This window comes from Pseudomonas campi (assembly GCF_013200955.2).
Classification (GTDB): domain Bacteria; phylum Pseudomonadota; class Gammaproteobacteria; order Pseudomonadales; family Pseudomonadaceae; genus Aquipseudomonas; species Aquipseudomonas campi.
Genome location: NZ_CP053697.2, coordinates 3,984,705 through 4,010,244, shown reverse-complemented (window position 1 = coordinate 4,010,244; position 25,540 = coordinate 3,984,705). Strand labels below are relative to the sequence as shown.

Below are 25,540 nucleotides of genomic sequence, written 5' to 3'. Positions count from 1 at the left end.
TCCTCAGAATACGAAGTCGACGCCGGCGCTGATGATATCGCCGTCGTAGTTGCGGGCCGGCACGCCGAGGAGGCCGTTGGTGCGTTCGTTGACGGTGTTGTCGTAGAGCTCCTGGGCGTCACGCACGAACACGCCGTCGTAGCCACCGTTGGTGTCCACGCGCTTGTATTCGCCCTTCAGCACCACGGTCGGCAGGATGTTGTAGTTCAGGCCGAGGGTCCAGGAGTTCTGGCGACCATCATCCTCGTCCAGCTGGGCATAGGTGACATGGGTCAGGAAGTCGCCGAAGCGGCGGCCACCCATCAGGTAGAAGGAGTCGGTGCTGTGCGCGTTGTCGTTCTCGATCACGCGGCTGGTCCACTCGTTGGCGGTCAGCCAGGTACCGTTGTCGTACTGGTAGCCGATGGAGGTGAACTTGCCGGTGTCCTTGTCCAGCGCCAGCAGGGTGGCCGAGCTCGGGTTGCCGAAGATGTCGACGAAGCTGCCGGAGATGTCGGTTTCGATGTCGGCTTCGGTGTAGCCGACGCGCAAGGTACCGTAGTCGTTGGTGGCCAGGCTTACGCTGGCGCCAAAGACGTTGTCGTAGTCGATGTCGAACTCGTCGTCGTACAGATAGTAGTCACGGTTCTTGGCGGCGCCGCCAGCGACCTGGAACGAGACGGTGGCGAAGGACAGCGGCAGGTTGTAAACCAGGTCGGCGCCTTCGTAGTTGGACAGCTGGACTTGGCTGTAGACCTCGTCGGGTAGGCGCAGCCAGGGGTAGGCGAAGCCCACGTCGATGCTCTCGGAGTACATGTACACCGGGGTGCGCAGGCGGCCGAAACGCAGCATCAGGTTGTCGGTGCTCTGCCAGGACAGGTAGGCCCACTCCAAGTTGGCCTTCCACTCGTCGCTGTAGGCCTTGGCGGTGGTCTGCAGGGTCAGGCCGACGGTGTCGGTGACGCCGTAGGTCAGCTGGGCGCCAAACTTGCTCAGCTGGTCGCCACGCCAGGAGTCGTTGGTCTGGCCGGAGATGCCGTAGCCACGGCCATCGTCTTCGCCACCCAGGTGGGTGATGCCGACGGTGCCGAAACCGTTGATGAGGGCTTCGCCTTGTTCCAGCGCGAATGCCGAGGTGCTGGCAAGGCAGAGGGCCAGGCCGAGGACGCGGGCAGTAGTCATGCGGTGATGCTCCGTTGAAAGGATTAAACGCGGAATTGGGCCGTCGCCGCGCGCAGGTGATCCCCTGTGCTGACCAGTTGCTCGCCTAGACGGGCAGTGGCCTCGGCCCCCTGTGCGGTTGCTTGTGCGTCCTGCTGCAACACTTGGGTTTCTTGTTGGATCGAACTCGACAGGCCGATCTGCTCATGGGTGAACTGAGCGATGCCGGCGTTGAGCTGGTTGATCTGGCCGACGGCCTGGGCAATCGCTTCGAGCACCTGGGTGGCCTGTACCGAGCGCTCGATGCTGGCCTGGGCCTTCTCGCCGTTGCTGGTCATCACGTTGAGCACGCCGTTGGCGCTGCTCTGCAGGCGCTGGATGATCTGCTGGATCTCGGCGGTGGAGGCGGCGGTCTTCTGCGCCAGGTTGCGCACCTCGTCGGCGACCACGGCAAAACCACGGCCCTGCTCGCCGGCACGGGCCGCTTCGATGGCGGCGTTGAGCGCCAGCAGGTTGGTCTGTTCGGCGATGCTGCGGATCACGGTGAGCACCGAGCCGACCTGCTGGGTTTCTTCTTCGAGTTGCTCCATGGCCTGCACGGCGCTCATCACGCTGCTGCCCAGGTCGCTGATGCTGGTCGACAGGCTGCCGATATTCTGCCGTGCGGTTTCCGCCTGGCGGGCCGCGGCATTGGCTTCTTCGGAGGCCTGCTGGGAGCGGTGGGCGACTTCCTGAATGCTGCTGGTCATGGTCTGGATATCGCGGCCGATCGAGTCGGTGTGGTGCTGCTGCGACTGGGCGTTCTGCTTGGCGCCCTGGGTCAGCTGATACAGCTCCTGCGACATCTGCCCCAGCGGGCTGGCGGCATCGATGGTCTGGCGGATGGTGCCCTGGAGTTTTTCCAGGAAGCGGTTGAACAGCTGGATCATCTCGCCGATCTCGTCATTCGAGTCGACATTGACCCGCCGGGTCAGGTCGCCTTCGCCACGGGCGATGGCTTTCAGCGAGTCGATCACGCCATGCACGTTGCCCATGATGCCGCGGATCACCAGTACCGAGCCGATGCTGACCAGCGCCACCAGCAGGATCGACAGGCCATAGCCGACGCGGGTGGTGGTGGCGTTGTCGGTGCGCGCCTGCGCCAGGGTGGTCTGGAAGTCTTCGTAGGCATGGGCGCGGAAGACGTCGCCGAGCTGCTGTGCCTGGCTCAGGTCAGTGGCCATGCGGTCGAGGCTGGGGCGCAGGTCCTCGAAGCTGGCGCTGCCCTTGACCAGTTGCTCGGAGGCGGCCAGGGCATTGTCGGCATAGCGCTGGATGGCGCTGCGCCAACCTTGCAGTTCATCGCTGCGGGTCGGGTTGTCCTTGGCCAGGCCCTGCAGCTCCTGCTGCTTGCTGGCGATTTCTGCGAGCACCTTGCGCGCATCGTCGAGGGTCGCCAGCTCGCCGGCGGCCACCGCGTTGTTGAACAGGCCGGGCAGGCGCGAGAACTGGAAGATCACCGCGTCGGCTTTCTCCAGGGTAGGAAAACTGTGGGTTTCCAGCGTCACCAGGCGCACATCGTTATCCGCCAGCTGCAACGAGCTGTAGCCCACATAGAGCAACAGTCCGCACAAGGCAACGGCGGGTAACAGCGACAACTTCAGGGTCAGCGACAGATTCTTCAACATGGCAGGTGTACCCAAATGGGGGCGCGAAGTGTACAGGAAGCCAGTTAGTAGCTAGAGGCCACTTATTGGTCATGGTTTGACCATGCGTATTTATGCTGGTCTGCCCTAACTGTCGGCCGACCTCCGTATTGCTATAGCCAGAAAACCGCGTTTCTGCCCGCCAACTGGGGCAAATCGCCATATTTGCGTCGGTATTGGGGCGGTTGGAGGGACGAACGGCAGATGCCGCACTAGAATGGCCTGATAAGAAAAAGGAGAGACGAATGCGCTCCGTGATGTGGCTCGTCTTGCTGTTCAGTACCCTGACCCACGCCGCCAACCCCCTGCAGGAAGCCATCGCCGAGCTGCAACCCAGCTCCCTGGCGGCCGCCGAGCAGCGCGCCGAGCTGGCCTGGTTCGCCGCCGCGGGCAAGCCGTTTGCGGGGGTGCAGGTGCGCGTCATCGCCGAGCACATCCCCACCCACTGGTACGAGGCGACGGTGCTGGCGCCGTTGTTCAGCAGGCTCACCGGTATTCGCGTGATCCACGAGATCAGTGGCGAGGACGACGTGGTGAACAAGCTGCGCACCCAGCAGCAGACCGGCCTGCCTCTCTACGATGCCTATGTCAGCGACAGCGACCTGCTCGGTCAGCACTTTCGTGATGGCCAGGTGCTGGTGCTCTCCGACTTCATCGCCGGCGCCGGCGCCAGCGTCACCTCACCGACCCTCGACCTCGCCGATTTCATCGGCCTGCCCTTCGTCACCGCGCCGGACGGCAAGCTCTACCAACTGCCGGACCAGCAGTTCGCCAATCTCTACTGGTATCGCCAGGACTGGTTCGAGCGCCCGGAACTGCGCCAGGCATTTCGCGAGCGCTATGGCTACGAGCTGGATGTGCCGCAGAACTGGTCGGCCTATGAGGACATCGCGGCCTTCTTCACCGAGCAGGTCGGCGAGATCGATGGCCAGCGCGTCTATGGCCACATGGACTACGGTGGCTACGACCCCTCGCTGGGCTGGCGCCTGTCCGATGCCTGGCTGGGCATGGCCGGGGTGGCCGACCTCGGTTTACCCAACGGCCTGCCGGTGGACGACTGGGGTATTCGCGTCGAAGGCTGTCGCCCGGCGGGCGCCAGCATGGCCCGTGGCGGCGCGCTGGACAGCCCGGCGGCGGTCTATGCGGTGCAGCAGTATGTCGACTGGCTCAAGCGCTATGCCCCGCCTGAGGCGCAGCAGATGAGCTTCAATCAGGCCGGCAATATCGCCGCCCAGGGCCACGTGGCCCAGCAGATCTTCTGGTACACCGCTTTCACCGCCGACTACACCAAGCCCGGTACGCCGGTGGTGGATGGCGAAGGCAAGCCCAAATGGCGGGTCGCGCCGTCGCCGCGCGGCGCTTACTGGCAGGACGGCATGAAGTCCGGCTATCAGGATGTCGGCGCCTGGACCCTGCTCAACACGACGCCGCTGCGCCAGCGCCAGGCGGCTTGGCTGTATGCCCAGTTCGTCACCGCCAAAAGCGTGTCGCTGCGCAAGACCCTGGTCGGGCTGACGCCGATCCGCCGCTCCGACCTGGACTCCCCGGCCCTGCTCGCCGAGGCGCCGCGCCTCGGTGGCCTGGTCGAGTTCTACCGCAGCCGCGCGGCGCGGCGCTGGACCCCCACCGGGGCCAATGTGCCGGACTACAGCGGCATGGCCAGCCTGTGGTGGCGTCAGCTGCACCCGGCGATCAGCGGCAAGCTCAGCGCGGCGCAGGCGCTGCACAACCTGGCGGTCGCCTTCGACCAGCACCTGCAGGTTGTGGCTCAGCGCCAGCAGAACCCTTGTGCACCGCAGCTCAATCCACCGCGCGGGGCGCAGTACTGGTTGCCGCAGCCGGGCGCGCCCTGGCCGCAACTGGCGGATGAGCGCCCGCCTGGCCGCACCCTGAAGTACCAGGAGGCCTTGCGTGCGTGGGATTAGCCTGTTGTTGCTGAGCCTGCTCAGCCTGCCGAGCGCAGCCGCCGAGATCGAGCTGTTTGCCTGGGAGCGGCCACCGCTGGTGCAGCAGAGCCTCGATGGTCAGGGTGCCGGGCTGGTGCCCGAGTTGACCCGCGAGCTGTTTCGGCGTGCCGGCATCTCCTACCAGTTAAGTTTTCTGCCGCTGCAGCGCGCCCTGGTGAAGGTCCAGCAGGAGTCCAACGGTTGCGTGTTGCTGGTCGAGCGCCGCCAGGAACGCGAGCCCTACTACGCTTGGGTCGGTCCGCTGCTGATCTCGCGCCTGGGACTGTACGCCAAGGCCGATGACGACCTGCAGCTGGACAGCCTGGAGCAGGCGCGTGGCCTGCGCATCCTCAGTCATCAGGGTTCGGGGGCGGGTGACTACCTGCAGGGTGTCGGTCTCGACGTGCTCTATTCGAACAAGGAGTCGCTCAACCTGAGCATGCTGCAGCGCAGCCGCGCGCGGCTGTGGGCGACCAGCGCGGCGGTGGTTCACGCGCTGGGGGCCAAGCCCGCACCGCGTGAGGTGCTGCCCTTCCTGACGCTGATGGAAGACATCGCCTGCCATCCGCAGCTTGATCCAGCGCTGCTGCAGCGCCTGCAGACGAGCTTGCAGCAGATGTACCACGAAGGCTGGGTGCAGGCGCTGTACCAGCAGCATGGCGTGAGCCTGGAGTAGAACCTGTCCACGATCTCCTGTCCGTCGGCCATACCGCGTTAAAAACAGGCTCGGAATGCTCATTTACAGCTCGTAAACTCCGCTTCCTCACCTGTTTTTGCCTTGTCTGGCTCTAGTCCAAAAGATCGTGGACAGGTTCTAAGCGCCGGGGCGGCTCAGCCGCGCTCTGGCTGCCAGTGTCTGCGCGAGGCCCGTCCACTAAGAGTGCCCCGTTAGCGGAGGCTGTTCCCCGGGCATAAAAATGGTTCTTCGCGGAATCAGGGGGAGATGATGATTGACGCAGGGCTGGCACGTTTGTGTGAGGTTGCCTTGCCTCGATGCGCAGCTGTTTATCGAGCAAGTCGATAGCTCTGGTTTCGCCCTCCCGGGCGACTCACTTTTTCCAAACGCGGAAAAAGTAAGCAAAAACGCTTTCCCCGATCATCCGGCCCTACGCTTCGCTCCGGGTCCGCTCCCTCCATCGTCGCTCCAGGGGCCCGCGCCGAAGGGCCATCCCTGGCCCATCGGCGCTCTCGCGACATCCATGTCGCTCAACCCCTTACGCAACGATTCCGCTCGCCCTTCTGCACGGGGCGTTTGGTGTTGCCTGGAAGTTCTGCGTCTGGAAAAGCATCAGGCCACTCGGAGCCCAGCCCCGTCAGGAGGCCGACTGGAGGTGTTGCGTAGGGGGACGAGCCGCAGGGATGCGGCGAGAGGCATAACGGGCCATGGATGGCCCGTGTATGCCGGGCCCCCGGAGCGGCACCGGAGGTAGGGAACCCCGCCGCAGGCGGGGCCGGATGTCGGGCGCGCTTTCTCTTTGGTTACTTTCTCTTTCGCGCGAGCAAAGAGAAAGTAACTCGCCGGGAGGCGAAACCAGAAGCTTCGAAACAGTCAATAAGCAGCCATGCCCCAAATACAACCGGTGGCAAGACCGCTTTTCCCCGAAATTATGCGAAGAACCATAAAAAAACCGCCCCGGAGGGCGGTTCTTTCACAGCTGCGGCGAATTACAGACCGTTGGCGGCCTTGAACTCGCGGCGGCGGCGGTGCAGGACCGGCTCGGTGTAGCCGTTCGGCTGCTTGGTGCCTTCGACCACCAGTTCCAGGGCAGCCTGGAAGGCGATGTTGCTGTCGAAGTTCGGCGCCAGCGGACGGTACAGCGGGTCAGCGGCGTTCTGCCGGTCAACCACCGGCGCCATGCGCTTGAGGCTGGCAACGATCTGCTCTTCAGTGACGATGCCGTGACGCAGCCAGTTGGCCAGCAGCTGGCTGGAGATACGCAGGGTGGCGCGGTCTTCCATCAGGCCGACGTCATTGATGTCCGGCACCTTGGAGCAGCCGACGCCCTGGTCGATCCAGCGCACCACGTAACCGAGGATGCCCTGCGAGTTGTTGTCCAGTTCGTTCTGGATTTCCTCGGCCGACCAGTTGGTGTTCGGCGCCAGCGGGATGCTCAGGATGTCGTCGATGGAGGCACGCTCGCGCTTGGCCAGTTCGGCCTGGCGGGCGAACACGTCGACCTTGTGGTAGTGCAGGGCGTGCAGCGCGGCGGCGGTCGGCGACGGTACCCAGGCGGTGTTGGCACCGGCCATCGGGTGCATGATCTTCTGCTCGAGCATGCCGGCCATCAGGTCGGGCATGGCCCACATGCCTTTGCCGATCTGGGCGCGACCTTGCAGGCCGGTGGCCAGACCGATGTCGACGTTCCAGTTCTCGTAGGCGGCGATCCACTTCTCGCTCTTCATGGCGGCCTTGCGCACCACGGCGCCGGCTTCCATGGAAGTGTGGATTTCGTCACCGGTACGGTCGAGGAAGCCGGTGTTGATGAACACCACGCGCTCGCTGGCGGCCTTGATGCAGGCTTTCAGGTTGACGGTGGTGCGGCGCTCTTCGTCCATGATGCCGACTTTCAGGGTGTTGCGAGTCAGGCCGAGGACGTCTTCGACGCGGCTGAAGATTTCGCTGGTGAAAGCGACTTCTTCCGGGCCGTGCATCTTCGGCTTAACGATATAAACCGAGCCGGTACGGGTGTTCTTGCGGCTGGTGTTGCCATTCAGGTTGTGGATGGCGATCAGGCTGGTGAACAGGCCGTCCTGGATACCTTCCGGAATCTCGTTGCCCTGGGCATCGAGAATCGCCGGGTTGGTCATCAGGTGACCGACGTTGCGGATGAACAGCAGGCTGCGGCCGTGCAGGGTCAGCTCGCTACCGTCGGCTTTGGTGTAGACGCGGTCCGGGTTCATGGTGCGGGTGAAGGTCTGGCCGCCTTTGGCCACTTCTTCCGCCAGGTCGCCTTTCATCAGGCCGAGCCAGTTGCGGTAGACGATGACTTTGTCATCGGCATCGACGGCGGCAACCGAGTCTTCGCAGTCCATGATGGTGGTCAGCGCGGCTTCCATCAGCACGTCTTTGACGCCGGCGGCGTCGGTTTGGCCGACCGGGGTGCTGGCGTCGATCTGGATTTCGAAGTGCAGGCCGTTGTGCTTGAGCAGTACGGCTGCAGGCTTGGCAGCTTCTCCCTGGAAGGCGATGAACTGGGCGGCGTTCTTCAGGCCGGTGCTGTTGCCGTTTTTCAGGCTCACGGCCAGTTGGCCGTTCTTCACTACATAAGCGGTGGCGTCGACGTGGGAGGCACCTTCCAGTGGCGCGGCTTCGTCGAGGAAGGCGCGGGCGAAAGCGATGACCTTGTCACCACGGACCTTGTTGTAGCCCTTGCCTTTCTCGGCGCCGTTTTCTTCGCTGATCACGTCGGTGCCGTACAGCGCGTCGTACAGCGAACCCCAGCGGGCGTTGGAGGCGTTCAGGGCGAAACGCGCGTTCATCACCGGGACTACCAGCTGCGGGCCGGCCAGACGGGCGATTTCTTCGTCGACGTTTTGCGTGGTGGCCTGGAAGTCAGCCGGTTCCGGCAGCAGGTAGCCGATTTCCTGGAGGAAGGCTTTGTACGCGGCGGCGTCATGCGCCTGGCCGGCACGGCCTTGATGCCAGGCGTCGATCTTGGCCTGGAAATCATCACGCTTGGCGAGCAGGGCGCGGTTTTTCGGGGCCAGATCATTGATCACGGCTTCGGCGCCAGCCCAGAACTTGTCGGCAGCGATGCCGGTACCGGGGATGGCTTCATTGTTGATGAAGTCGTAAAGGGCTTTGGCGACCTGCAGGCCACCGACTTGAACGCGCTCAGTCATTGCTTGCCTCACTTGATTCCAGACAGCTCTAAATCCGGGCCGGACGGCCATGTAGTACGAGCCGCGGGATACTACATGACTCAAACGAAAAAATCAGTCACGGCCTGTCAGTGCCCGCCAGGCGGCGCTCTACCTATACTGGCGCGATCAACTGACAGTGGAGGTTGCAATGCGCGTGGTACAAGCGGGTGTAAATGATCTGGATGAACTGGTCGGCCTGTTCGCTGGCTACCTGGAATTCTACGAGGTGCCCCGGGCCGCCGGGGAGATCGCCAAGTTCATCGGCGCGCGCCTGCAGCGCGACGATTCGACCCTGTTTATCGCCCGTAATGAGCAGGGTGTGGCACAGGGCTTCGTGCAGCTCTATCCCTTGTTTTCCTCGCTGAGTATGGCGCCGGCCTGGCTGCTCAACGATCTGTATGTGGCGCCCAGTGCGCGCCGCCAGGGTGTCGCCGAGGCGCTGATGAATGCCGCCCGCGCCCACGGCGTGGCCACTGGCGCCTGTGGCCTGCAGCTGGAAACGGCAAAGACCAACCTGGGCGGCCAGGCCCTCTATGAAAAGCTAGGCTATGTACGCGATGAGGTGTTTTATACCTATTGGCTGAGCCTGGCGGATTGAAGGCTTGCAGTCCCAGGAGCGAGCTCCGCTCGCGAAGCATTGCGCTGATCGGGTTCGCGAACAGAGCGCGCTCCTACATTTAATTACAACAGGGGGTTTTCCATGAATCATCTGGTACTCACGGTAATCGCCCCGGACCAGCCGGGCCTGGTCGAGCGCATCGCCCAGTGCATCGCCGCCCATGGCGGCAACTGGCTGGAGAGCCGCATGTCGCGCATGGCCGGGCAGTTCGCCGGCATCCTGCGCGTGGCGGTACCGGCGGAAGGCTACGACGAACTGGTCGAGTCGCTGCAGGCCCTGAACGCCCAGGGCATCCGCGTGCTGGTGGCGGAAAGCGGCATCGAGCCATCCTGCACCTGGAAGCCCATCCTCCTCGACCTGGTCGGCAACGATCGCCCTGGTATCGTCCGCGACATCACCCGCCTGCTGGCCGAGCAGGGCGTCAACCTGGAAAGCCTGACCACCGAAGTGGCGCCCGCGCCGATGAGCAGCGAACCGCTGTTCCACGCCGAAGCGGTGCTGGCGGTACCGCTGACGCTGTCGCTGGATGTGCTGCGCGACAAACTGGAAAACCTCGCCGATGACCTGATGGTGGAGCTGAACCTGCGCGTCGACCCCTGAGAATCTGCCTACGACCTCTTGATCGTCGGCAGATTCTGATATCCCCGAATTCCGGGGATGGACCTGTGGATAAACTGGGGAGCCCCGGCGCACGCACTAGTGCCCCGGGGCTTTTCTTTAAGTGCCTAAAAAACCAGCAGTTTCCGGATGTTGTGCACAAAGGCAGGGGATGCTTCTGTGGATAACCACGGGATGAACGACGCCAGGCACCGGCTGCTGTGGGTTACGTGGGATTGAGCGTTTTCTGAGCGACTGCGCGACGGCTCTGCCTTGGGCAGCCAGGCCGTTGGCGCACAGGTGTCGGCTCAGTTGGCTGCACGGTGATATCCCCGATTTGCGGGGATGGCCTTGTGGATAAGCTGGGGAGTGACGGCGCCACCCCTAGTGCCCCGCCGGTTCTCGGTGGCTGACTAAAAAACCAGCAGTTTCAATACGTTGTGCACAAAGACCGGGGATGCTTCTGTGGATAAGGCGGGGATGACTGGCGCAGCGTGAGCAGTGGCGCGGGGTGCGGCGGGGTGGGTGTTTTTTGCTCAATCGGTGGGGCTGTGTAGGGCGGGTGAAACCCGCGTGTCCCCGGCGCGGGTTTCACCCGCCCTACAGCAGTGTTAGAGGCTCTGTCCGCGGCGCCGCAGACTGATCCAGATATCCAGGCTGTACAGTGCCAGCCCGGCCCAGATGCAGATAAAGGCCAGCAGCTTGCTCGGGTCGAGATGCTCGTCGAACAGCAAGATCGCCTGCAGCATCACCAGGGTCGGCGCCAGGTACTGCAGGAAGCCCAGGGTGGTGTAGGGCAGATGGCGTGCGGCGGCGTTGAAGCACAGCAGCGGCACCAGGGTGATCGGCCCGGCGGCGATCAGCCACAGCGCCTCTGAGGTGCTCCAGAATGCGCCTTGCGTGCTCATGGCCGCCGGGTGCCAGAGCAGCCAGCCGAGCGCCAGTGGCAGCAGCAGCCAGGTTTCCACCACCAGGCCGGGCAGGGCGGCCACCGGCGCCTGCTTGCGGATCAGCCCGTAGAAACCGAAGGTCAGCGCCAGCACCAGCGAGACCCAGGGAATGCTGCCGACCTGCCACAACTGCTGCAGCACGCCCAGCGCGGCCAGGCCTACGGCCAGCCACTGCAGGCGGCGCAGGCGTTCGCCGAGCAGGAGCATACCGAGCAGCACGTTGATCAGCGGGTTGATGTAGTAGCCCAGGCTGGCTTCGAGCATGCGCCCGTTGTTCACCGCCCACACATAGACCAGCCAGTTGCTGGCGATCAGCAGGCCGCTGATGGCCAGCACGCCCAGGCGCCTGGGGTTGCTACGCAGTTCGCGCAGCCAGCCCGGATGCTTCCACACCAGCAGCAGCGCGGCCCCGAACAGCGCCGACCACAGCGCGCGATGGACGATGATCTCCAGCGCCGGCACGTTCTGGATTGCCTTGAAATACAGCGGGAACAGACCCCAGATGGTGTAGGCGATGATGCCCAGCAGATACCCGCGCTGCGGGTTGGCGGTGGCCATGCAGAATCCTTGGTTAGGCAGCTAACTAAGCCAGCGATTCTAGTGGGGCAGGGCGAGCTTGTCTGGTCGTTCAGCTTTGGCAGTGGGCATTGGTTGACGATTGGCGTAAGGAAGAGTTTACAGAGGGTCAGTAGTTGGTGTCGGTTGTGGTGCCTGGCTGGGCACGGGCTCACCGGGCAGCCATTTGTGGTAGATGGCGGTAAAGCTGCCATCGGCCTTCATCGCATCCAGCTCGCGCTGCCAGTGTTGTATCAGTGCATCGTCTGTGTCGCGGGAAAAGGCGATATAGCTGTCGCTGTGCGTCAGGGTGAATAGCCGCTGCACCTCATCGGCCTGGATATCGCCCTGGGTCAACAAGGTGTTGAGGCTGAGGTTGTCCAGCACTATCAGTTTGACCCGGCCGCGCTTGAGCATACTGACCATCTGCGCCGGCCCGGTAACTGGGGCCAGGTTGGTGAAACCCTCGGCCAGCAGGCGCTGGTGGCTGTGCCAGCCGCGCGCTACGGCTATCTTGTCGAAATGCCGAGCCTGTTCGAGTCCACTCAGGCTCAGGTAGGAGCTGGTCAAGGAATAGAAGCTGATGACATTGCGGGTCAGCGGCCCGACCCACTTGAACAGCGGCTCGCGCTCAGAGGTACGCATGGTCACGAATAACCCGGTGTTAGCGCGCACCAACGCCTCTTGATAGCCACGCGCCCATGGCACCACGTTGATGGGCGCATTCTGCCCGGTGCGGCGCATGATCTCGCGCACCACCTCGGTGGCCAAACCGGTGGGTTGGCCATTCTGGGTGAAGTTGATCGGCGGGTATTCCTCGGTGTACAGGTGCAACGGTTGGGCTGACGCGGCCAGGCAAAGGCTGCCGAGCAGAAACGCACAGAGCCAGCTGCACAGTCGAGTTGCAGTCACGGCGAATGCCTCGCGGCGCTGGAGTGGTGTATTCAGCATAGTAGAGCCAGTCCGCTGGGTGCGGGCGCCGATCAGAACAGCTTCAGCGGCTCTTCATCCAGCGCCGCCATCTGCTCGCGCAACATCAATATCTGTTCGCCCCAGTAACGTTCCGTGCCGAACCAGGGGAAGCTCATGGGGAATGCCGGGTCGTCCCAGCGCCGCGCGAGCCAGGCGCTGTAGTGCATCAGACGGAGGGCACGCAGGCCTTCGATCAGTGGCAGTTCGCGGCTAGCGAAGTCGTGGAACTCGTTGTAGCCGTCGACCAGTTCGGCCAGTTGCCCGAGGCGTTCGTGGCGTTCGCCGGCGAGCATCATCCAGATGTCCTGCACTGCCGGGCCCATGCGGCAGTCGTCGAGGTCGACGATATGAAAACTGTCGTCGCGGCACAGCAGGTTGCCCGGGTGGCAGTCGCCGTGCAGGCGGATCGGCGTGTAGCGCACGCTGGCGAACAGCTGGTCGAGGCGCTTGAGCAGGTCGCGCGCTACCGATTCGTAAGCCGGTAGCAGGCTGCGCGGGATGAAGTTGCCATCCAGCAGGGTCGCCAGCGACTCGTGACCGAAGTTGACCACGCCCAGCGCTTCGCGGTGGGCGAACGGGCGGCTGGCACCGACCGCGTGCAGGCGCCCGAGCAGTTGGCCGAGGCGATACAGCTGGTCGAGGTTGCCCGGCTCCGGGGCGCGACCGCCGCGGCGTGGGAACAGGGCGAAGCGGAAGCCGGCGTGCTCGAACAGACTCTCGCCGTCGCGCACCAGGGGCGCCACCACCGGGATTTCGCAGTCGGCCAGTTCGGCGCTGAAGGCATGCTCCTCGCGGATCGCCGCATCGCTCCAACGTGCCGGGCGATAGAACTTGGCGATCAGCGGCGTCTCGTCCTCGATGCCCACCTGATAGACGCGGTTCTCGTAGCTGTTGAGGGCCAGCACGCGGGCATCGCTGAGGTAGCCGAGGCTCTCCACGGCATCCAGCACCAGGTCGGGGGTCAGCGTGGCGAAAGGATGGGACATGGGCGACTCCGGTTGCGGGGCGCAGAGTGTAGCGCCCTGGTTGGCGCAGGTCGTGTGCCTTCTTTTAGAGCCTGTTTCGGAACGTTTGCGCTGATGCACCGCCCGAATCCGGTGCAGCAGGGTCGACGAGCTAAAGATCCTCAGGTCTCGCCCGGTTTGGGCGTGCGCGCCAGGCAGTAGATATCCACCCGCGCGGCGCCGGCTTTGCGCAGCAGGCGGGCGACGGCCTCGGCGGTGGCGCCGGTGGTCAGCACGTCGTCGATCACCGCCAGGTGCTTGCCGGCGATGACGGCTCTGGCGTCCAGGGCAAAGGCCTGGCGCAGGTTGCGCAGGCGTGCGGCGGCATCCAGGTCCTGCTGGTGGGCGGTGTCTTGCGGGCGCTGCAGCCAGTGCTTGTGCGTGGGCAGGGCGAGACTGGCGCCCAGCCAGTCGGCGAGCATCTCGGCCTGGTTGAAACCGCGCTGGCGCAAGCGCTTGCCGGCCAATGGCACCGGCAGCAGCAGGTCGGGGCGCGGCAGGCCTTCGGCGAAGGCGTGTTGCAGATGATGTGACAGCAGGTCGGCCAGCAGACGTCCCAAGGGCCAACGGGCCTGGTGCTTGAAGCGGGTGATCAGGCAGTCGATCGGGAAGGCATAGCGCCACGGCGCTTCCACTCGTGCGAAAGCCGGCGGTCGCTTGAGGCAGGCGCCGCAGACCAGTCCGCTATCCGGCAGTGGCACGGCGCAGACCGCGCAGTGCGCGCCCAACCAGGGCAGTTCGCTCTCGCAGGGGCCGCATAGCGGCAGCGCCGACTCACTGGGTTCGGCGCAGAGCAGGCAGAATTGTTTGTTTTTTGTCCAGATGTAAACCTGGTTGTCCCGGTGTGGTTGACAGCGCATGGTCCTTCCCTGACGATGCCGAGCAGCCGTGTTGCGACCAGCCTAGCAGCCAACGAATAAGGAATACCCCCGATGAGTGCCAGCATTTCTTCCGTCACCCGTCACGACTGGAGCCTCGCCGAGGTCAAAGCGCTGTTCGAACAGCCGTTCAACGACCTGCTGTTCCAGGCCCAGACCGTACACCGCGCGCATTTCGACGCCAACCGCGTGCAGGTCTCGACCCTGCTGTCGATCAAGACCGGCGCCTGCCCGGAAGACTGCAAGTACTGCCCGCAGTCCGGCCACTACAACACCGGCCTGGACAAAGAAAAACTGATGGAAGTGCAGAAGGTGCTGGAGGCCGCCGCCGAGGCCAAGGCCATCGGCTCCACCCGCTTCTGCATGGGCGCGGCGTGGAAGCACCCGTCGGCCAAGGACATGCCCTACGTGCTGAAGATGGTCGAAGGCGTGAAGAAGCTCGGCCTGGAAACCTGCATGACCCTGGGCAAGCTCGACCAGGAGCAGACCCGCGCCCTGGCCGAGGCCGGCCTCGACTACTACAACCACAACCTGGATACCTCGCCGGAGTTCTACGGCAACATCATCACCACCCGCACCTACAGCGAGCGCCTGCAGACCCTGGCCTACGTGCGTGAGTCCGGGATGAAGATCTGCTCCGGTGGCATCCTCGGCATGGGCGAGTCGGTCGATGACCGCGCCGGCCTGCTGATCCAGCTGGCCAACCTGCCGGAACACCCGGAAAGCGTGCCGATCAACATGCTGGTCAAGGTCAAGGGCACGCCGCTGGCCGAGGAGCAGGACGTCGATCCGTTCGACTTCATCCGCATGCTCGCCGTGGCGCGAATCATGATGCCGAAATCCCACGTGCGCCTGTCCGCCGGGCGCGAGGCGATGAACGAGCAGATGCAGGCCCTGGCCTTTATGGCCGGCGCCAACTCGATCTTCTACGGCGAGAAGCTGCTGACCACCAAGAACCCGCAGGCGAGCAAGGACATGCAGCTGTTCGCCCGTCTCGGCATCAAGCCGGAAGAGCGCGAAGAGCATGCCGACGAAGTGCACCAGGCCGCCATCGAACAGGCCCTGGTCGAGCAGCGCGACTCCAAGCTGTTCTACGACGCCACTTCGGCCTGATGCTCCATTTGGTGGATGAATAGAGCGTCATCCACCCTACAAGGCCCCATTCCCCCGTAGGGTGGATAACCCGCTTGCGGTTATCCACCGGCTTCCGGTGTTTGCCATGAGTTTCGATCTAGCCGCCCGCCTCGCCGAACGCCACGCTGCGCATCTTTATCGCCAGCGCCCGCTGCTGGATAGCCCGCAAGGGCCGCTGGTGCAGGTCGATGGTCGCCAACTGCTGGCCTTCTGCTCCAACGACTATTTGGGCCTGGCCAACCACCCCGAAGTGATCCGGGCGCTGCAGCAGGGGGCGGAAAAGTGGGGCGTCGGCGGCGGCGCCTCGCACCTGGTAATCGGCCACAGCACCCCGCATCACCAGCTGGAAGAGGCCCTGGCCGAGTTCACCGGTCGGCCGCGCGCATTGCTGTTTTCCACCGGCTATATGGCCAACCTGGCGGCGGTGACGGCGCTGGTCGGGCAGGGCGACACGGTGCTGGAAGACCGCATCAACCACGCCTCGCTGCTGGATGCCGGCCTGCTCTCCGGCGCGCGTTTCTCCCGCTACCTGCACAACGACGCCGCCAGCCTGGCCAGTCGTCTGGAGAAAGCCACGGGCAGCACTTTGGTGGTCACTGACGGGGTGTTCAGCATGGATGGCGACCTGGCCGATCTGCCCAACCTCTGTGCGGAGGCCAAGGCCAGCAACGCCTGGGTGATGGTCGACGACGCCCACGGCTTCGGCCCGCTGGGCGCCACCGGCGGCGGCATCGTCGAGCACTTCGGTCTGGGTCTGGACGATGTGCAGGTGCTGGTCGGCACCTTGGGCAAGGGGTTCGGCACGGCCGGGGCTTTCGTCGCCGGCAGCGAGGAATTGATCGAGACGCTGATCCAGTTCGCCCGGCCCTACATCTACACCACCAGCCAACCGCCGGCGGTGGCCTGCGCCACCCTGAAGAGCCTGGAACTGCTGCGCAGCGAAGGCTGGCGGCGTGAGCACCTGAACAGACTGGTCGCGCGTTTCCGCCAGGGTGCGGCCGAAATTGGCCTGAGTCTGATGGACAGCCCGACGCCGATCCAGCCGATCCTGATCGGCGACAGCGAGCGTGCGCTGAAACTCTCGGCCTTATTAAAAGAGCGTGGTCTGCTGGTCGGCGCGATTCGCCCGCCGACGGTGCCGGTGGGCAGCGCGCGCCTGCGCGTGACCCTGTCTGCCGCGCACAGCGAGGCGCAGCTGGAACAACTGCTCGACGCGCTGGCCGAGTGCTGGCCACAGGTGCGCGACGATGCGTGAACAACTGATTCTGCTACCCGGTTGGGGCCTCGGCAGCCTGCCATTGGAAGTGCTGGTCGAGGCCCTGCGCGGCCTGGCCCCGCAACTGCAGGTGACTATCGAAGCGCTGCCCGAACTAGATAGTGGCGAGCCGCGCGATTGGCTGCTGGAGCTGGACGAACGCTTGCCCGAGCACACCTGGCTGGGTGGTTGGTCACTGGGCGGCATGCTCGCCAGCGAACTGGCGGCGCTGCGTGGCGAGCGTTGCCGCGGCCTGCTGACGCTGGCCAGCAACCCCTGTTTCGTTGCCGGCAGCGACTGGCCCCATGGCATGCCCGAGGCAACCTTCAACGCCTTTGTCGACGCCTGCCGGCAGGACTCGCGCGCCACCCGCAAGCGTTTCAGCCTGCTCTGCAGCCAGGGTGCCGACACCGCGCGTGATCTGGCGCGGCAGCTGCAGGCCGGCGCGCCGCAACTGGCGCCCGAGGTACTGCTGGGCGGGCTCGAGGTGCTCGGCAATTTCGACGGGCGCAGTGCCATCCAGCGCTTCGCCGGACCGCAGTTGCACTTGCTGGCCGGCGCCGATGCGCTGGTGCCGGCGGAGGTGGCCGGTGATCTGCTGGCGCTGCAGCCGGATATCGTGGTCGGCCTGATCGAAGACGTCAGTCACGCTTTCGTGCTGGAGCGGCCCCATGAAGTGGCGGCGGCGATCCTGGCGTTCCTCAGCGAGGCTGACCATGACTGACTGGCACGAACAGAGCGGCTTGCCGGACAAGCGCCGGGTGGCGGAGTCCTTTTCCCGTGCGGCGCACAGCTACGACAGCGTCGCCGCCCTGCAGCGCGCCGTGGGTATCGAGCTGTTGGCGCGCCTGCCGCTGCAGCTGGCGCCGCAGCGCTGGCTGGACCTGGGTTGCGGCACCGGGCATTTCAGTCGGGTCCTGGCCGTGCGCTTCCCCGGCGCCGAGGGCGTGGCTCTCGATCTGGCCGAAGGCATGCTGCGGCACGCCCGGCCGCTGGGCGGTGCGCAGCGTTTCGTCGCTGGTGACGCCGAGAGCCTGCCGCTGCGCGATGGCTGCTGCGATCTGCTGTTCTCCAGCCTGGCGGTGCAATGGTGTGGCGATTTCTCTGCCGTGCTCGACGAAGCGCGCCGCGTGCTCAGACCCGGCGGCATGCTGGCCTTCACCAGCCTGTGCGTCGGTACCCTGCAGGAGCTGCGCGACAGCTGGCAGGCGGTGGATGGTTTGGTTCACGTCAATCGCTTCCGCCGTTTCGCCGACTATCAGCAGCTGTGTGCCGACAGCGGTCTGCAGGTGCTCGGGCTGGAGCGTCGGGCGCAGCGCCTACACTTCCCCGATCTGCGCGAGCTGACCCATGAACTCAAGGCGCTCGGCGCACACAACCTCAATCCGGGACGCCCCGGCGGCCTGACCGGGCGGGCGCGGATTCGCGCGCTGGTCGAGGCCTATGAGGTGTTCCGCCAGCCCGAAGGCCTGCCAGCCACCTACCAGGTGGTCTATGGCGTGCTGCAGAAACCGTTCTAGAGAGTCACCATGACCCAGGCTTATTTCGTCACCGGCACCGACACCGAAGTCGGCAAAACTACCATCGCCGCCGGCCTGTTGCGCGCCGCGCGTCTGGCCGGGCTGAGCACGGCGGCCGCCAAGCCGGTGGCCTCCGGTTGCGAGGTAACGGCAGAGGGGCTGCGTAACAGCGATGCCCTGGCCCTGCTCGGCGAATGCACGCTGCCGCTCACCTACGCGCAGGTCAATCCACTGGCCTTCGCTCCGGCCATCGCCCCGCATCTGGCGGCGCGCGAGGCGGGTGTGGCCTTGACGCTCGACGCGCTGCTCGCCCCGGTACAGCATGTGCTCGCCCAGGGCGCCGACTTCACCCTGGTCGAAGGCGCGGGTGGCTGGCGCGTACCGCTGGCCGGGCAGGCGAACCTGTCCGATCTGCCGATTGCCTTGGGCCTGCCGGTGATTCTGGTGGTCGGTGTGCGCCTCGGCTGCATCAACCATGCGCTGCTCACTGCCGAGGCGATTGCTCGTGATGGCCTGACCCTGGCCGGCTGGGTGGCGAATATCGTCGAGCCGCACACCTCGCGCCTGGAAGAGAACCTGGCGACCCTCGCCGAGCGCTTGCCTGCGCCATGTCTGGGGCAGGTGCCGCGTCTGGCGCAGGCAAGCCCGGCGGCGGTGGCCGGGTATCTGCAATTGGACTTGCTGGAGATGCCGGCATAAGTAGGGGCTCGGACATAGCCATTTGCTTGTACAAAAAATGAGCATTTTCTGCTTAACTCTTCTGCATACCTCTGTACGAGTGGGATCGCAGCATGGAAATTTCTGGTAGTGCCTTCAATTCGGGTCTGAACGCCATTCAGGCCGGGCAGCGTCGCGTTGACCAAGCCGCCACTGAAATTGCCAGCAACACCCTGCCTCAGGCTCCGGTAGAAACGCCGCCGGCGCAGCAGGTCAACCCGTCTCCGAGCGGTGCGGCGAACACCCAGGCCGACCTGGCCGAAAGCCTGGTCGCCCTCAATGTCGGAAAGACCGAGGTGCAAGCGGGTGCCAAGGTCGTGGAAACGGCTGACGAAGTACTGGGTACGCTGATCGATACCCGCGCGTAAGCGTACGCAAGAGCAGTCTCGCCCGGCATCAGGGCGAGGAGGAGTTGGATGCAGATCGGCAGCGCCACGCCTTATGTCGCGCCTTCGCCGTCACCCTTGTCGGCACGTGCTCTCTCGTCCGCTGATTCCGTTGGTCCGTCTTCCCCCGAACTCAACCGCAGCAATCAATCCCCTGTCACGCCCACTCCGGCGCCGGGCTCGGATGAGCAGGCCTCGTTGCGCGAGGAGGCCGACAGCCCAGGCAATGGCGAGGACGCCAAGTCTTCTGCGAGTGACGCCGAACAGCAGCGTCAGCAACAAGCGCAAGTCACCGAACTGGCCAGCCGTGATCGCGAAGTGCGCGCCCATGAACAGGCCCATGCAGCCGTGGGGGGCACCTATGCGGGCGCCCCTTCCTATAGCTACAAACGCGGCCCGGATGGCAAGTCTTATGTGGTGAGTGGCGAAGTCAGCATCGATGTCAGCCCGATTCCCAATGATCCGCAAGCCACCCTGCGCAAAATGGAAGTGGTGCAGCGCGCTGCGCTGGCGCCGGCAGAACCGTCCTCCCAGGATCGGCGTGTCGCGGCGCAAGCCCAGGCCATGGCTGCTCAGGCGCGCACCGATCTGGCCCAGCAACAGCGTGAAGAGGCCGTTGCCGCCAGCGAGGAGCGGCGCTTGCGTGCCGAAGAGCGCGAGCAGGAGCGGCTAGACAAAGATAAAGAGAAAGAGGAGAAACCTGTGCAGCAGCCTCCGATATCTGCGCCTAGTCTTGATCTGTATCGGGGACTCAATGAGTTGCCGAGCCCAGAGCCGATGGTCGATCTGCTTGCCTGAGTGGTCGCTTTCGGATGCTTGACAAGGTTGGGGCGTAAACGTATGTTTCAAACGCCTGTTTGATTGCTGCGCCAGCTCATGGCTGCCGGGCTCTGGGAGTAATCCCACAAGCGACCGAGATTGTTCCGGTCAAACAAAATCAAGGAATCCACCGTAGAGGTTTACCGCTATGCCTGAGTACAAGGCCCCCTTGCGTGATATCCGCTTCGTTCGCGACGAACTGCTCGGCTACGAAGCGCACTATCAGAGCCTGCCTGGCTGCCAAGACGCCACCCCGGACATGGTTGACGCCATTCTGGAAGAAGGCGCCAAGTTCTGCGAGCAGGTAATCGCCCCCCTCAACCGCGTGGGTGACCTGGAAGGTTGCACCTGGTCCCCGGAAGGCGTGAAAACTCCGACCGGCTTCAAGGAAGCCTACAAGCACTACGTCGAAGGCGGCTGGCCTTCCCTGGCCCATGACGTTGACCACGGTGGCCAAGGCCTGCCGGAGTCCCTGGGTCTGGTTGTCAGCGAAATGGTCGGCACCTCGAACTGGTCGTGGGGCATGTACCCAGGTCTGTCGCACGGCGCGATGAACACCATCGCCGAGCACGGCACCGACGACCAGAAGCACACCTACCTGACCAAGCTGGTATCCGGCGAGTGGACCGGCACCATGTGCCTGACCGAGCCGCATTGCGGTACCGACCTGGGCATGCTGCGCACCAAGGCCGAGCCGCAGGCTGACGGTTCCTACAAGGTGTCCGGCACCAAGATCTTCATCTCCGCTGGCGAACACGACATGGCCGATAACATCGTCCACATCGTGCTGGCCCGCCTGCCCGACGCGCCGCAAGGCACCAAAGGCATCTCGCTGTTCATCGTGCCGAAGTTCAACGTCAATGCCGACGGTTCCGTTGGTTCGCGCAACGCCGTGTCCTGTGGCTCGCTCGAGCACAAGATGGGTATCCACGGTAACGCCACCTGCGTGATGAACTTTGACGGCGCCACCGGTTACCTGATCGGCCCGGCGAACAAAGGCCTGAACTGCATGTTCACCTTCATGAACACTGCCCGCCTGGGTACTGCTCTGCAAGGTCTGGCTCACGCCGAAATCGGTTTCCAGGGCGGCCTGAAGTACGCTCGCGAGCGTCTGCAGATGCGTTCCCTGACTGGCCCGAAAGCGCCGGAAAAAGCCGCTGACCCGATCATCGTCCACCCGGACGTGCGTCGCATGCTGCTGACCATGAAAGCCTTCGCCGAAGGCAACCGCGCGATGGTGTACTTCACCGCCAAGCAGGTCGACATCGTCAAGTACAGCCAGAACGAAGAAGAGAAGAAAGCCGCTGACGCGATGCTGGCCTTCCTCACTCCGATCGCCAAGGCGTTCATGACCGAAGTCGGCTTCGAAGCGGCCAACCACGGCGTACAGATCTATGGCGGCCACGGCTTCATCGCCGAGTGGGGCATGGAGCAGAACGTTCGCGACAGCCGTATCTCCATGCTGTACGAAGGCACCACTGGCGTTCAGGCCCTCGACCTGCTGGGTCGTAAAGTCCTGATGACCCAGGGCGAAGCACTGAAAGGCTTCACCAAGATTGTGCACAAGTTCTGCCAGACCAACGAAGCCAACGAGGCCATCAAAGGCCTGGTCGAGCCGCTGGCCAAGCTGAACAAGGAGTGGGGCGACCTGACCATGAAAGTGGGCATGGCCGCGATGAAAGACCGCGAAGAAGTCGGTGCCGCTTCGGTGGACTACCTGATGTACTCCGGTTACGCCTGCCTGGCCTACTTCTGGGCTGACATGGCACGCCTGGCTGCCGAGAAACTGGCTGCCGGTACTGCCGACGAGGCCTTCTACAAGGCCAAGCTGCAGACCGCACGCTTCTACTTCGCACGTATCCTGCCGCGTACCCGCGCGCACGTCGAAGCGATGCTGTCCGGCGCCAGCAACCTGATGGAAATGGACGAAGCTCACTTCGACCTGGGCTACTAAGCCCTTCCGACCTCAGGTCAGAAAAACCGCGGCCCTCGGGTCGCGGTTTTTTTTCGCCCAGGAAAAAACCGGTGATCGCTAGCTGCTGAAAATGCGAGCTATTACTGATGCCGGAATGCCCATGTGCAGGCAGAATGCCGCATTCCGTTGCAGTGCCTTGCCGCACTGGAGTGCTTGCCGTGTTCCCGCTTGCCGCTATCCGTTTCAGTCATTTCCTGTTGCCGCTGCTGTTGCTGCTTGGCGGGGGGCTGGCTGCGCGTCTGGCGGTGCTGAATGAGTTCTTCCTGTCGCTGTTCAATGTGCTGCCGACCTTGCTGTTATTGCTCGGCGGTACTTTCTGCGTGGTCTACAACCGCCAGCGTGAGTTGTCGCTGCTGGTGGTGGTGTACCTGGGCTACTTCTTGCTCGATACGCAGACCGATTACTTCCGCCAGCACGCCAAGGTGCGCGAGGACGCGGCACTGGTGTTCCACCTATGCAGCCTGTTGCTGCCGCTGCTGTACGGCCTGTTCGGTGCCTGGCGCGAGCGCAGCCATCTGCTCCAGGATCTGGTGGCGCGTGCCGCCGTGCTGCTGGCGGTCGGGGGTGTGGCGGTGGCCCTGGCGCAGCGTTATCCCGCTACGCTGCAGCGCTGGCTGACGGAAATCCACTGGCCGCTGCTGCATGGCAGCTGGATGAGCCTGATCCAGCTGGCCTACCCGCTGTTCTTGATTGCCAGCGTGTTGCTGCTGGTGCAGTACCTGCGCCAGCCGCGGCCGCTGCATGCCGCCCTGCTGTTTGGCCTGTTCGCGCAGCTGTGGATGTTGCCGCAGACCTTCATCCTGCCCCATGCCCTGCAGGTGATGAGCAGCCTGAGCATGCTCATGCTGGTCTCGGCCGTGGCGCACGAGGCTTATCAGATGGCCTTTCGGGATGAGCTTACCGGCCTGCCGGGGCGCCGCGCGCTGAACGACCGCCTGGAGCGTCTGGGGCGCAGCTATGTGATCGCCATGGCCGACGTCGATCACTTCAAGAAGTTCAACGACACCCATGGTCACGATGTCGGCGATCAGGTGCTGCGCCTAGTCGCCGCTCAGCTGCGCAAGATCGGTGGCGGCGGCAAGGCCTACCGTTATGGCGGCGAGGAATTCACCCTGGTGTTTCCCGGCAAGACCCTGGCCGAATGCCTGCCACACCTGGAAGTGGTGCGCCAGGCCATCGAGGTCTACCGCATCCAGCTGCGTGACAAGCAGCAGCGCCCGCAGGACGACAAGCAGGGACGTCAGCGCCGCGCCGGTGCCAGGGCCGGCGAGGTTTCGGTGACGGTGAGCATGGGCGTAGCCGAGCGTAGCTTGGAGCAGAGTCGTCCGGAGGAGGTGATCAAGGCGGCGGACAAGGCGCTGTACAGCGCCAAGAGTGCCGGGCGCAACTGTATTCGCAGCCCCGGTCAGCGGCGTGGTGCGGTCAAGCTGGAAAGTGCCGACAGCTGAGCGCGGCTGCTGATGGTGCTGTATTCAGCATCTGCACGGTGATTGTTGCCGGGCCTGCTTCGGCCGTAGCGTAGGGTGATACCCACGCACCCGTTACGGAGAAGCCAGCATGCCCGAGTACAAAGCGCCCCTGCGCGATATGCGCTTTCTGATCGATGACGTCTTCGACTTCCACGGTAGCTACGCCGCTCAGGGCGCCAGCGATGCCAGCCCGGATATGGTCGGTGCGATTCTCGAGGAGGGCGCCAAGTTCTGCGAGCAGGTGCTGGCGCCGCTGAATCGTTCGGGCGACGAAGAGGAGTGCCAGATCAACGATGGCGTGGTGACCACGCCCAAGGGCTTCAAGGAAGCTTTTGCCCAGTACGCCGAAGGCGGCTGGATGGGCCTGGCCGCCGACCCGACTTATGGTGGCCAGGGCCTGCCGCACTCCCTTGGGCTGCTGATCAGCGAGATGGTCGGCGCCAGCAATACCTCCTGGGGCATGTACCCCGGCCTGACCCACGGCGCCATGTCGGCGATCCACGCCCATGGCACTGAAGCGCAGAAGCAGACCTACCTGAGCAAGCTCACCGAAGGCCGCTGGACCGGCACCATGTGCCTGACCGAGGCCCACTGCGGTACTGACCTGGGCCTGATCAAGACCCGTGCCGTACCCCAGGCCGACGGCAGCTATGCGGTGACCGGCAGCAAGATCTTCATCTCCGCCGGCGAGCACGACATGAGCGAGAACATCGTCCATCTGGTGCTGGCCAAGCTGCCGGATGCGCCGGCCGGGACCAAGGGCATCTCGCTGTTTATCGTGCCCAAGTTCCTACCCAATGCAGAAGGGGAGGCGGGCGAGCGCAACGGCGTCAGTTGCGGCTCGATCGAACACAAGATGGGCATCAAGGCCTCGGCCACCTGCGTGATGAACTTCGACAGCGCCACCGGCTACCTGATCGGCGAGGCCAACAAGGGCCTCAACTGCATGTTCACCATGATGAACCACGCGCGCCTGGGCACCGGCATGCAGGGCCTGTGCCTAGGCGAGAGCAGCTTTCAGGGCGCGATCAAGTACGCCAGCGAGCGCCTGCAAATGCGTGCGCTGACCGGGCCGAAAGCGCCGGACAAGTCCGCCGACCCGATCATCGTGCATCCCGATGTGCGGCGCATGCTGCTGACCATGAAGGCCTTCAACGAAGGCAACCGCGCGCTGGCCTACTTCACCGCGCAACTGCTCGACCAGGCGCATGCCGCCGACAGCGCCGAGCAACGCGAGGAGGCGGAAAACCTGCTGGCCTTCCTCACGCCGATCTGCAAGGCCTTTATGACCGAGACCGGGCTGGAGGTGACCAACCACGGCATGCAGGTGTTCGGCGGCCATGGCTTCATCCGCGAGTGGGGCATGGAGCAGCTGGTGCGTGACTGCCGCATCGCGCCTATCTATGAAGGCACCAATGGCATCCAGGCCCTCGACCTGCTCGGGCGCAAGGTGCTCGGCAGCCAGGGCAAGCTGCTGCGTGGCTTTACCAAGATCGTCCACAAGTTCTGCGAAGCCCAGGCCGAGCATCCGCAGCTCAAGGGTTATGTCGCCCAACTGGCGGCACTCAACCAACAGTGGGGCACGCTGACCCAGAAGATCGGCATGGCGGCGATGAAGAACCAGGACGAAGTCGGCGCCGCGTCGATGGACTACCTGATGTACTCCGGCTACATCACCCTGGCGTACTTCTGGCTGCGCATGGCCCTGGTCGCCGAGCAAAAGCTGGCGGCGGGCGCCGGCGAGGCGGCGTTCTACCAGGCCAAGCTGGCCACCTGCGAGTTCTACTTCAAGCGCCTGTTGCCGCGTACCGCCACTCACCTGGCCGGTGCCGAGGCGGGTAGCGAGTGCCTGATGCGTTTGCCGGCCGAGCACTTCGCCCTCTGACCAGCGGCTTAGTGCTGCAAGAGGCTGTTAGTTGGCGGGTTTTTGCGTTGTGGCGTTCGGTAAACAGACTGTGACTGTCTGGTCATGACGCGACCCTATGTGTCTGAAAAGTTGTTCGGTTAAACTTCGAACACTCCCGTATACCTGCTGTTTCGTTCGAGGATTGCTCC

At 64.2% G+C, this 25,540-nt stretch carries 21 protein-coding genes; 14 read left to right on the top strand and 7 right to left on the bottom strand.

The window, feature by feature from the left end:
• Positions 1–3: 3 nt before the first annotated feature.
• Together HNE05_RS18450 and HNE05_RS18445 are read right to left on the bottom strand one after the other, a co-directional pair.
• Positions 4–1,161, bottom strand: a complete 1,158-nt coding sequence (locus HNE05_RS18450) for a hypothetical protein (RefSeq protein WP_173210067.1) — start codon at positions 1,159–1,161, stop codon at positions 4–6.
• Positions 1,162–1,184: 23 nt separating this feature from the next.
• A complete protein-coding gene (locus tag HNE05_RS18445; RefSeq protein WP_173210065.1) occupies positions 1,185–2,807 on the bottom strand; it encodes a methyl-accepting chemotaxis protein in 1,623 nt (540 codons plus the stop codon).
• Positions 2,808–3,070: 263 nt separating this feature from the next.
• Between HNE05_RS18445 and HNE05_RS18440 the strand changes: the two genes are divergently transcribed.
• Together HNE05_RS18440 and HNE05_RS18435 are read left to right on the top strand one after the other, a co-directional pair.
• Positions 3,071–4,750 (top strand): ABC transporter substrate-binding protein, encoded by a 1,680-nt coding sequence (locus HNE05_RS18440; RefSeq protein ID WP_173210063.1) that lies wholly within the window; start codon positions 3,071–3,073, stop codon positions 4,748–4,750.
• Positions 4,737–5,447, top strand: a complete 711-nt coding sequence (locus HNE05_RS18435) for a substrate-binding periplasmic protein (RefSeq protein ID WP_173210061.1) — start codon at positions 4,737–4,739, stop codon at positions 5,445–5,447. The genes HNE05_RS18440 and HNE05_RS18435 overlap by 14 nt, the downstream gene beginning before the upstream one ends.
• 989 nt (positions 5,448–6,436) lie before the next feature.
• Here HNE05_RS18435 and HNE05_RS18430 read toward each other — a convergent pair.
• A complete protein-coding gene (locus HNE05_RS18430) occupies positions 6,437–8,614 on the bottom strand; it encodes a malate synthase G (RefSeq protein ID WP_173210059.1) in 2,178 nt (725 codons plus the stop codon).
• A 169-nt stretch (positions 8,615–8,783) separates the two neighbouring features.
• Here HNE05_RS18430 and HNE05_RS18425 point away from each other — a divergent pair, with 169 nt between their 5' ends.
• Together HNE05_RS18425 and HNE05_RS18420 are read left to right on the top strand one after the other, a co-directional pair.
• Complete coding sequence (locus HNE05_RS18425; RefSeq protein ID WP_173210057.1) at positions 8,784–9,233, top strand: GNAT family N-acetyltransferase; 450 nt, start codon at positions 8,784–8,786, stop codon at positions 9,231–9,233.
• Between the two features lie 102 nt (positions 9,234–9,335).
• Positions 9,336–9,854 carry a glycine cleavage system transcriptional repressor gene (locus HNE05_RS18420; RefSeq protein ID WP_173210055.1) on the top strand — a complete coding sequence of 173 codons (519 nt, stop codon included), beginning with the start codon at positions 9,336–9,338 and terminating at the stop codon, positions 9,852–9,854.
• Between the two features lie 608 nt (positions 9,855–10,462).
• Here HNE05_RS18420 and rarD read toward each other — a convergent pair.
• From rarD to HNE05_RS18400, 4 genes are all read right to left on the bottom strand, one after another.
• Entirely contained in the window at positions 10,463–11,359 is an 897-nt protein-coding gene (gene rarD, locus HNE05_RS18415) for an EamA family transporter RarD (RefSeq protein WP_173210053.1), read from the bottom strand.
• A 117-nt stretch (positions 11,360–11,476) separates the two neighbouring features.
• Positions 11,477–12,268, bottom strand: coding sequence for a substrate-binding periplasmic protein (locus tag HNE05_RS18410; RefSeq protein ID WP_240008777.1), 792 nt, complete (start codon positions 12,266–12,268; stop codon positions 11,477–11,479).
• Between the two features lie 71 nt (positions 12,269–12,339).
• On the bottom strand, positions 12,340–13,314 hold the full coding sequence (locus HNE05_RS18405; protein WP_173210049.1) for a serine/threonine protein kinase: 975 nt from the start codon (positions 13,312–13,314) through the stop codon (positions 12,340–12,342).
• Positions 13,315–13,454: 140 nt separating this feature from the next.
• A complete protein-coding gene (locus HNE05_RS18400) occupies positions 13,455–14,192 on the bottom strand; it encodes a ComF family protein (RefSeq protein ID WP_173210047.1) in 738 nt (245 codons plus the stop codon).
• Positions 14,193–14,264: 72 nt separating this feature from the next.
• On the opposite strand from HNE05_RS18400, the gene bioB reads away from it, so the two are divergent.
• From bioB to HNE05_RS18350, 10 genes are all read left to right on the top strand, one after another.
• Positions 14,265–15,323 (top strand): biotin synthase BioB, encoded by a 1,059-nt coding sequence (gene bioB / locus HNE05_RS18395; RefSeq protein ID WP_173210045.1) that lies wholly within the window; start codon positions 14,265–14,267, stop codon positions 15,321–15,323.
• Positions 15,324–15,429: 106 nt separating this feature from the next.
• Positions 15,430–16,599, top strand: a complete 1,170-nt coding sequence (gene bioF / locus HNE05_RS18390) for an 8-amino-7-oxononanoate synthase (protein WP_173210043.1) — start codon at positions 15,430–15,432, stop codon at positions 16,597–16,599.
• The gene (locus tag HNE05_RS18385; protein WP_173210041.1) at positions 16,592–17,323 is read left to right on the top strand and encodes an alpha/beta fold hydrolase; all 732 of its coding nucleotides are present in this window, start codon (positions 16,592–16,594) and stop codon (positions 17,321–17,323) included. The genes bioF and HNE05_RS18385 overlap by 8 nt, the downstream gene beginning before the upstream one ends.
• Complete coding sequence (gene bioC, locus HNE05_RS18380; RefSeq protein ID WP_173210038.1) at positions 17,316–18,119, top strand: malonyl-ACP O-methyltransferase BioC; 804 nt, start codon at positions 17,316–17,318, stop codon at positions 18,117–18,119. The genes HNE05_RS18385 and bioC overlap by 8 nt, the downstream gene beginning before the upstream one ends.
• 9 nt (positions 18,120–18,128) lie before the next feature.
• Positions 18,129–18,818, top strand: a complete 690-nt coding sequence (bioD, locus tag HNE05_RS18375) for a dethiobiotin synthase (protein WP_173210036.1) — start codon at positions 18,129–18,131, stop codon at positions 18,816–18,818.
• A 92-nt stretch (positions 18,819–18,910) separates the two neighbouring features.
• Positions 18,911–19,204, top strand: coding sequence for a hypothetical protein (locus HNE05_RS18370; RefSeq protein ID WP_173210034.1), 294 nt, complete (start codon positions 18,911–18,913; stop codon positions 19,202–19,204).
• Between the two features lie 48 nt (positions 19,205–19,252).
• Positions 19,253–20,020 (top strand): putative metalloprotease CJM1_0395 family protein, encoded by a 768-nt coding sequence (locus HNE05_RS18365; RefSeq protein WP_173210032.1) that lies wholly within the window; start codon positions 19,253–19,255, stop codon positions 20,018–20,020.
• 169 nt (positions 20,021–20,189) lie between these two features.
• Positions 20,190–21,995 carry a phenylacyl-CoA dehydrogenase gene (locus HNE05_RS18360; protein ID WP_173210030.1) on the top strand — a complete coding sequence of 602 codons (1,806 nt, stop codon included), beginning with the start codon at positions 20,190–20,192 and terminating at the stop codon, positions 21,993–21,995.
• A gap of 134 nt (positions 21,996–22,129) precedes the next feature.
• Positions 22,130–23,464, top strand: a complete 1,335-nt coding sequence (locus HNE05_RS18355; protein WP_173210028.1) for a GGDEF domain-containing protein — start codon at positions 22,130–22,132, stop codon at positions 23,462–23,464.
• Positions 23,465–23,573: 109 nt separating this feature from the next.
• A complete protein-coding gene (locus HNE05_RS18350; protein ID WP_173210026.1) occupies positions 23,574–25,370 on the top strand; it encodes an acyl-CoA dehydrogenase C-terminal domain-containing protein in 1,797 nt (598 codons plus the stop codon).
• Positions 25,371–25,540 lie beyond the last annotated feature (170 nt).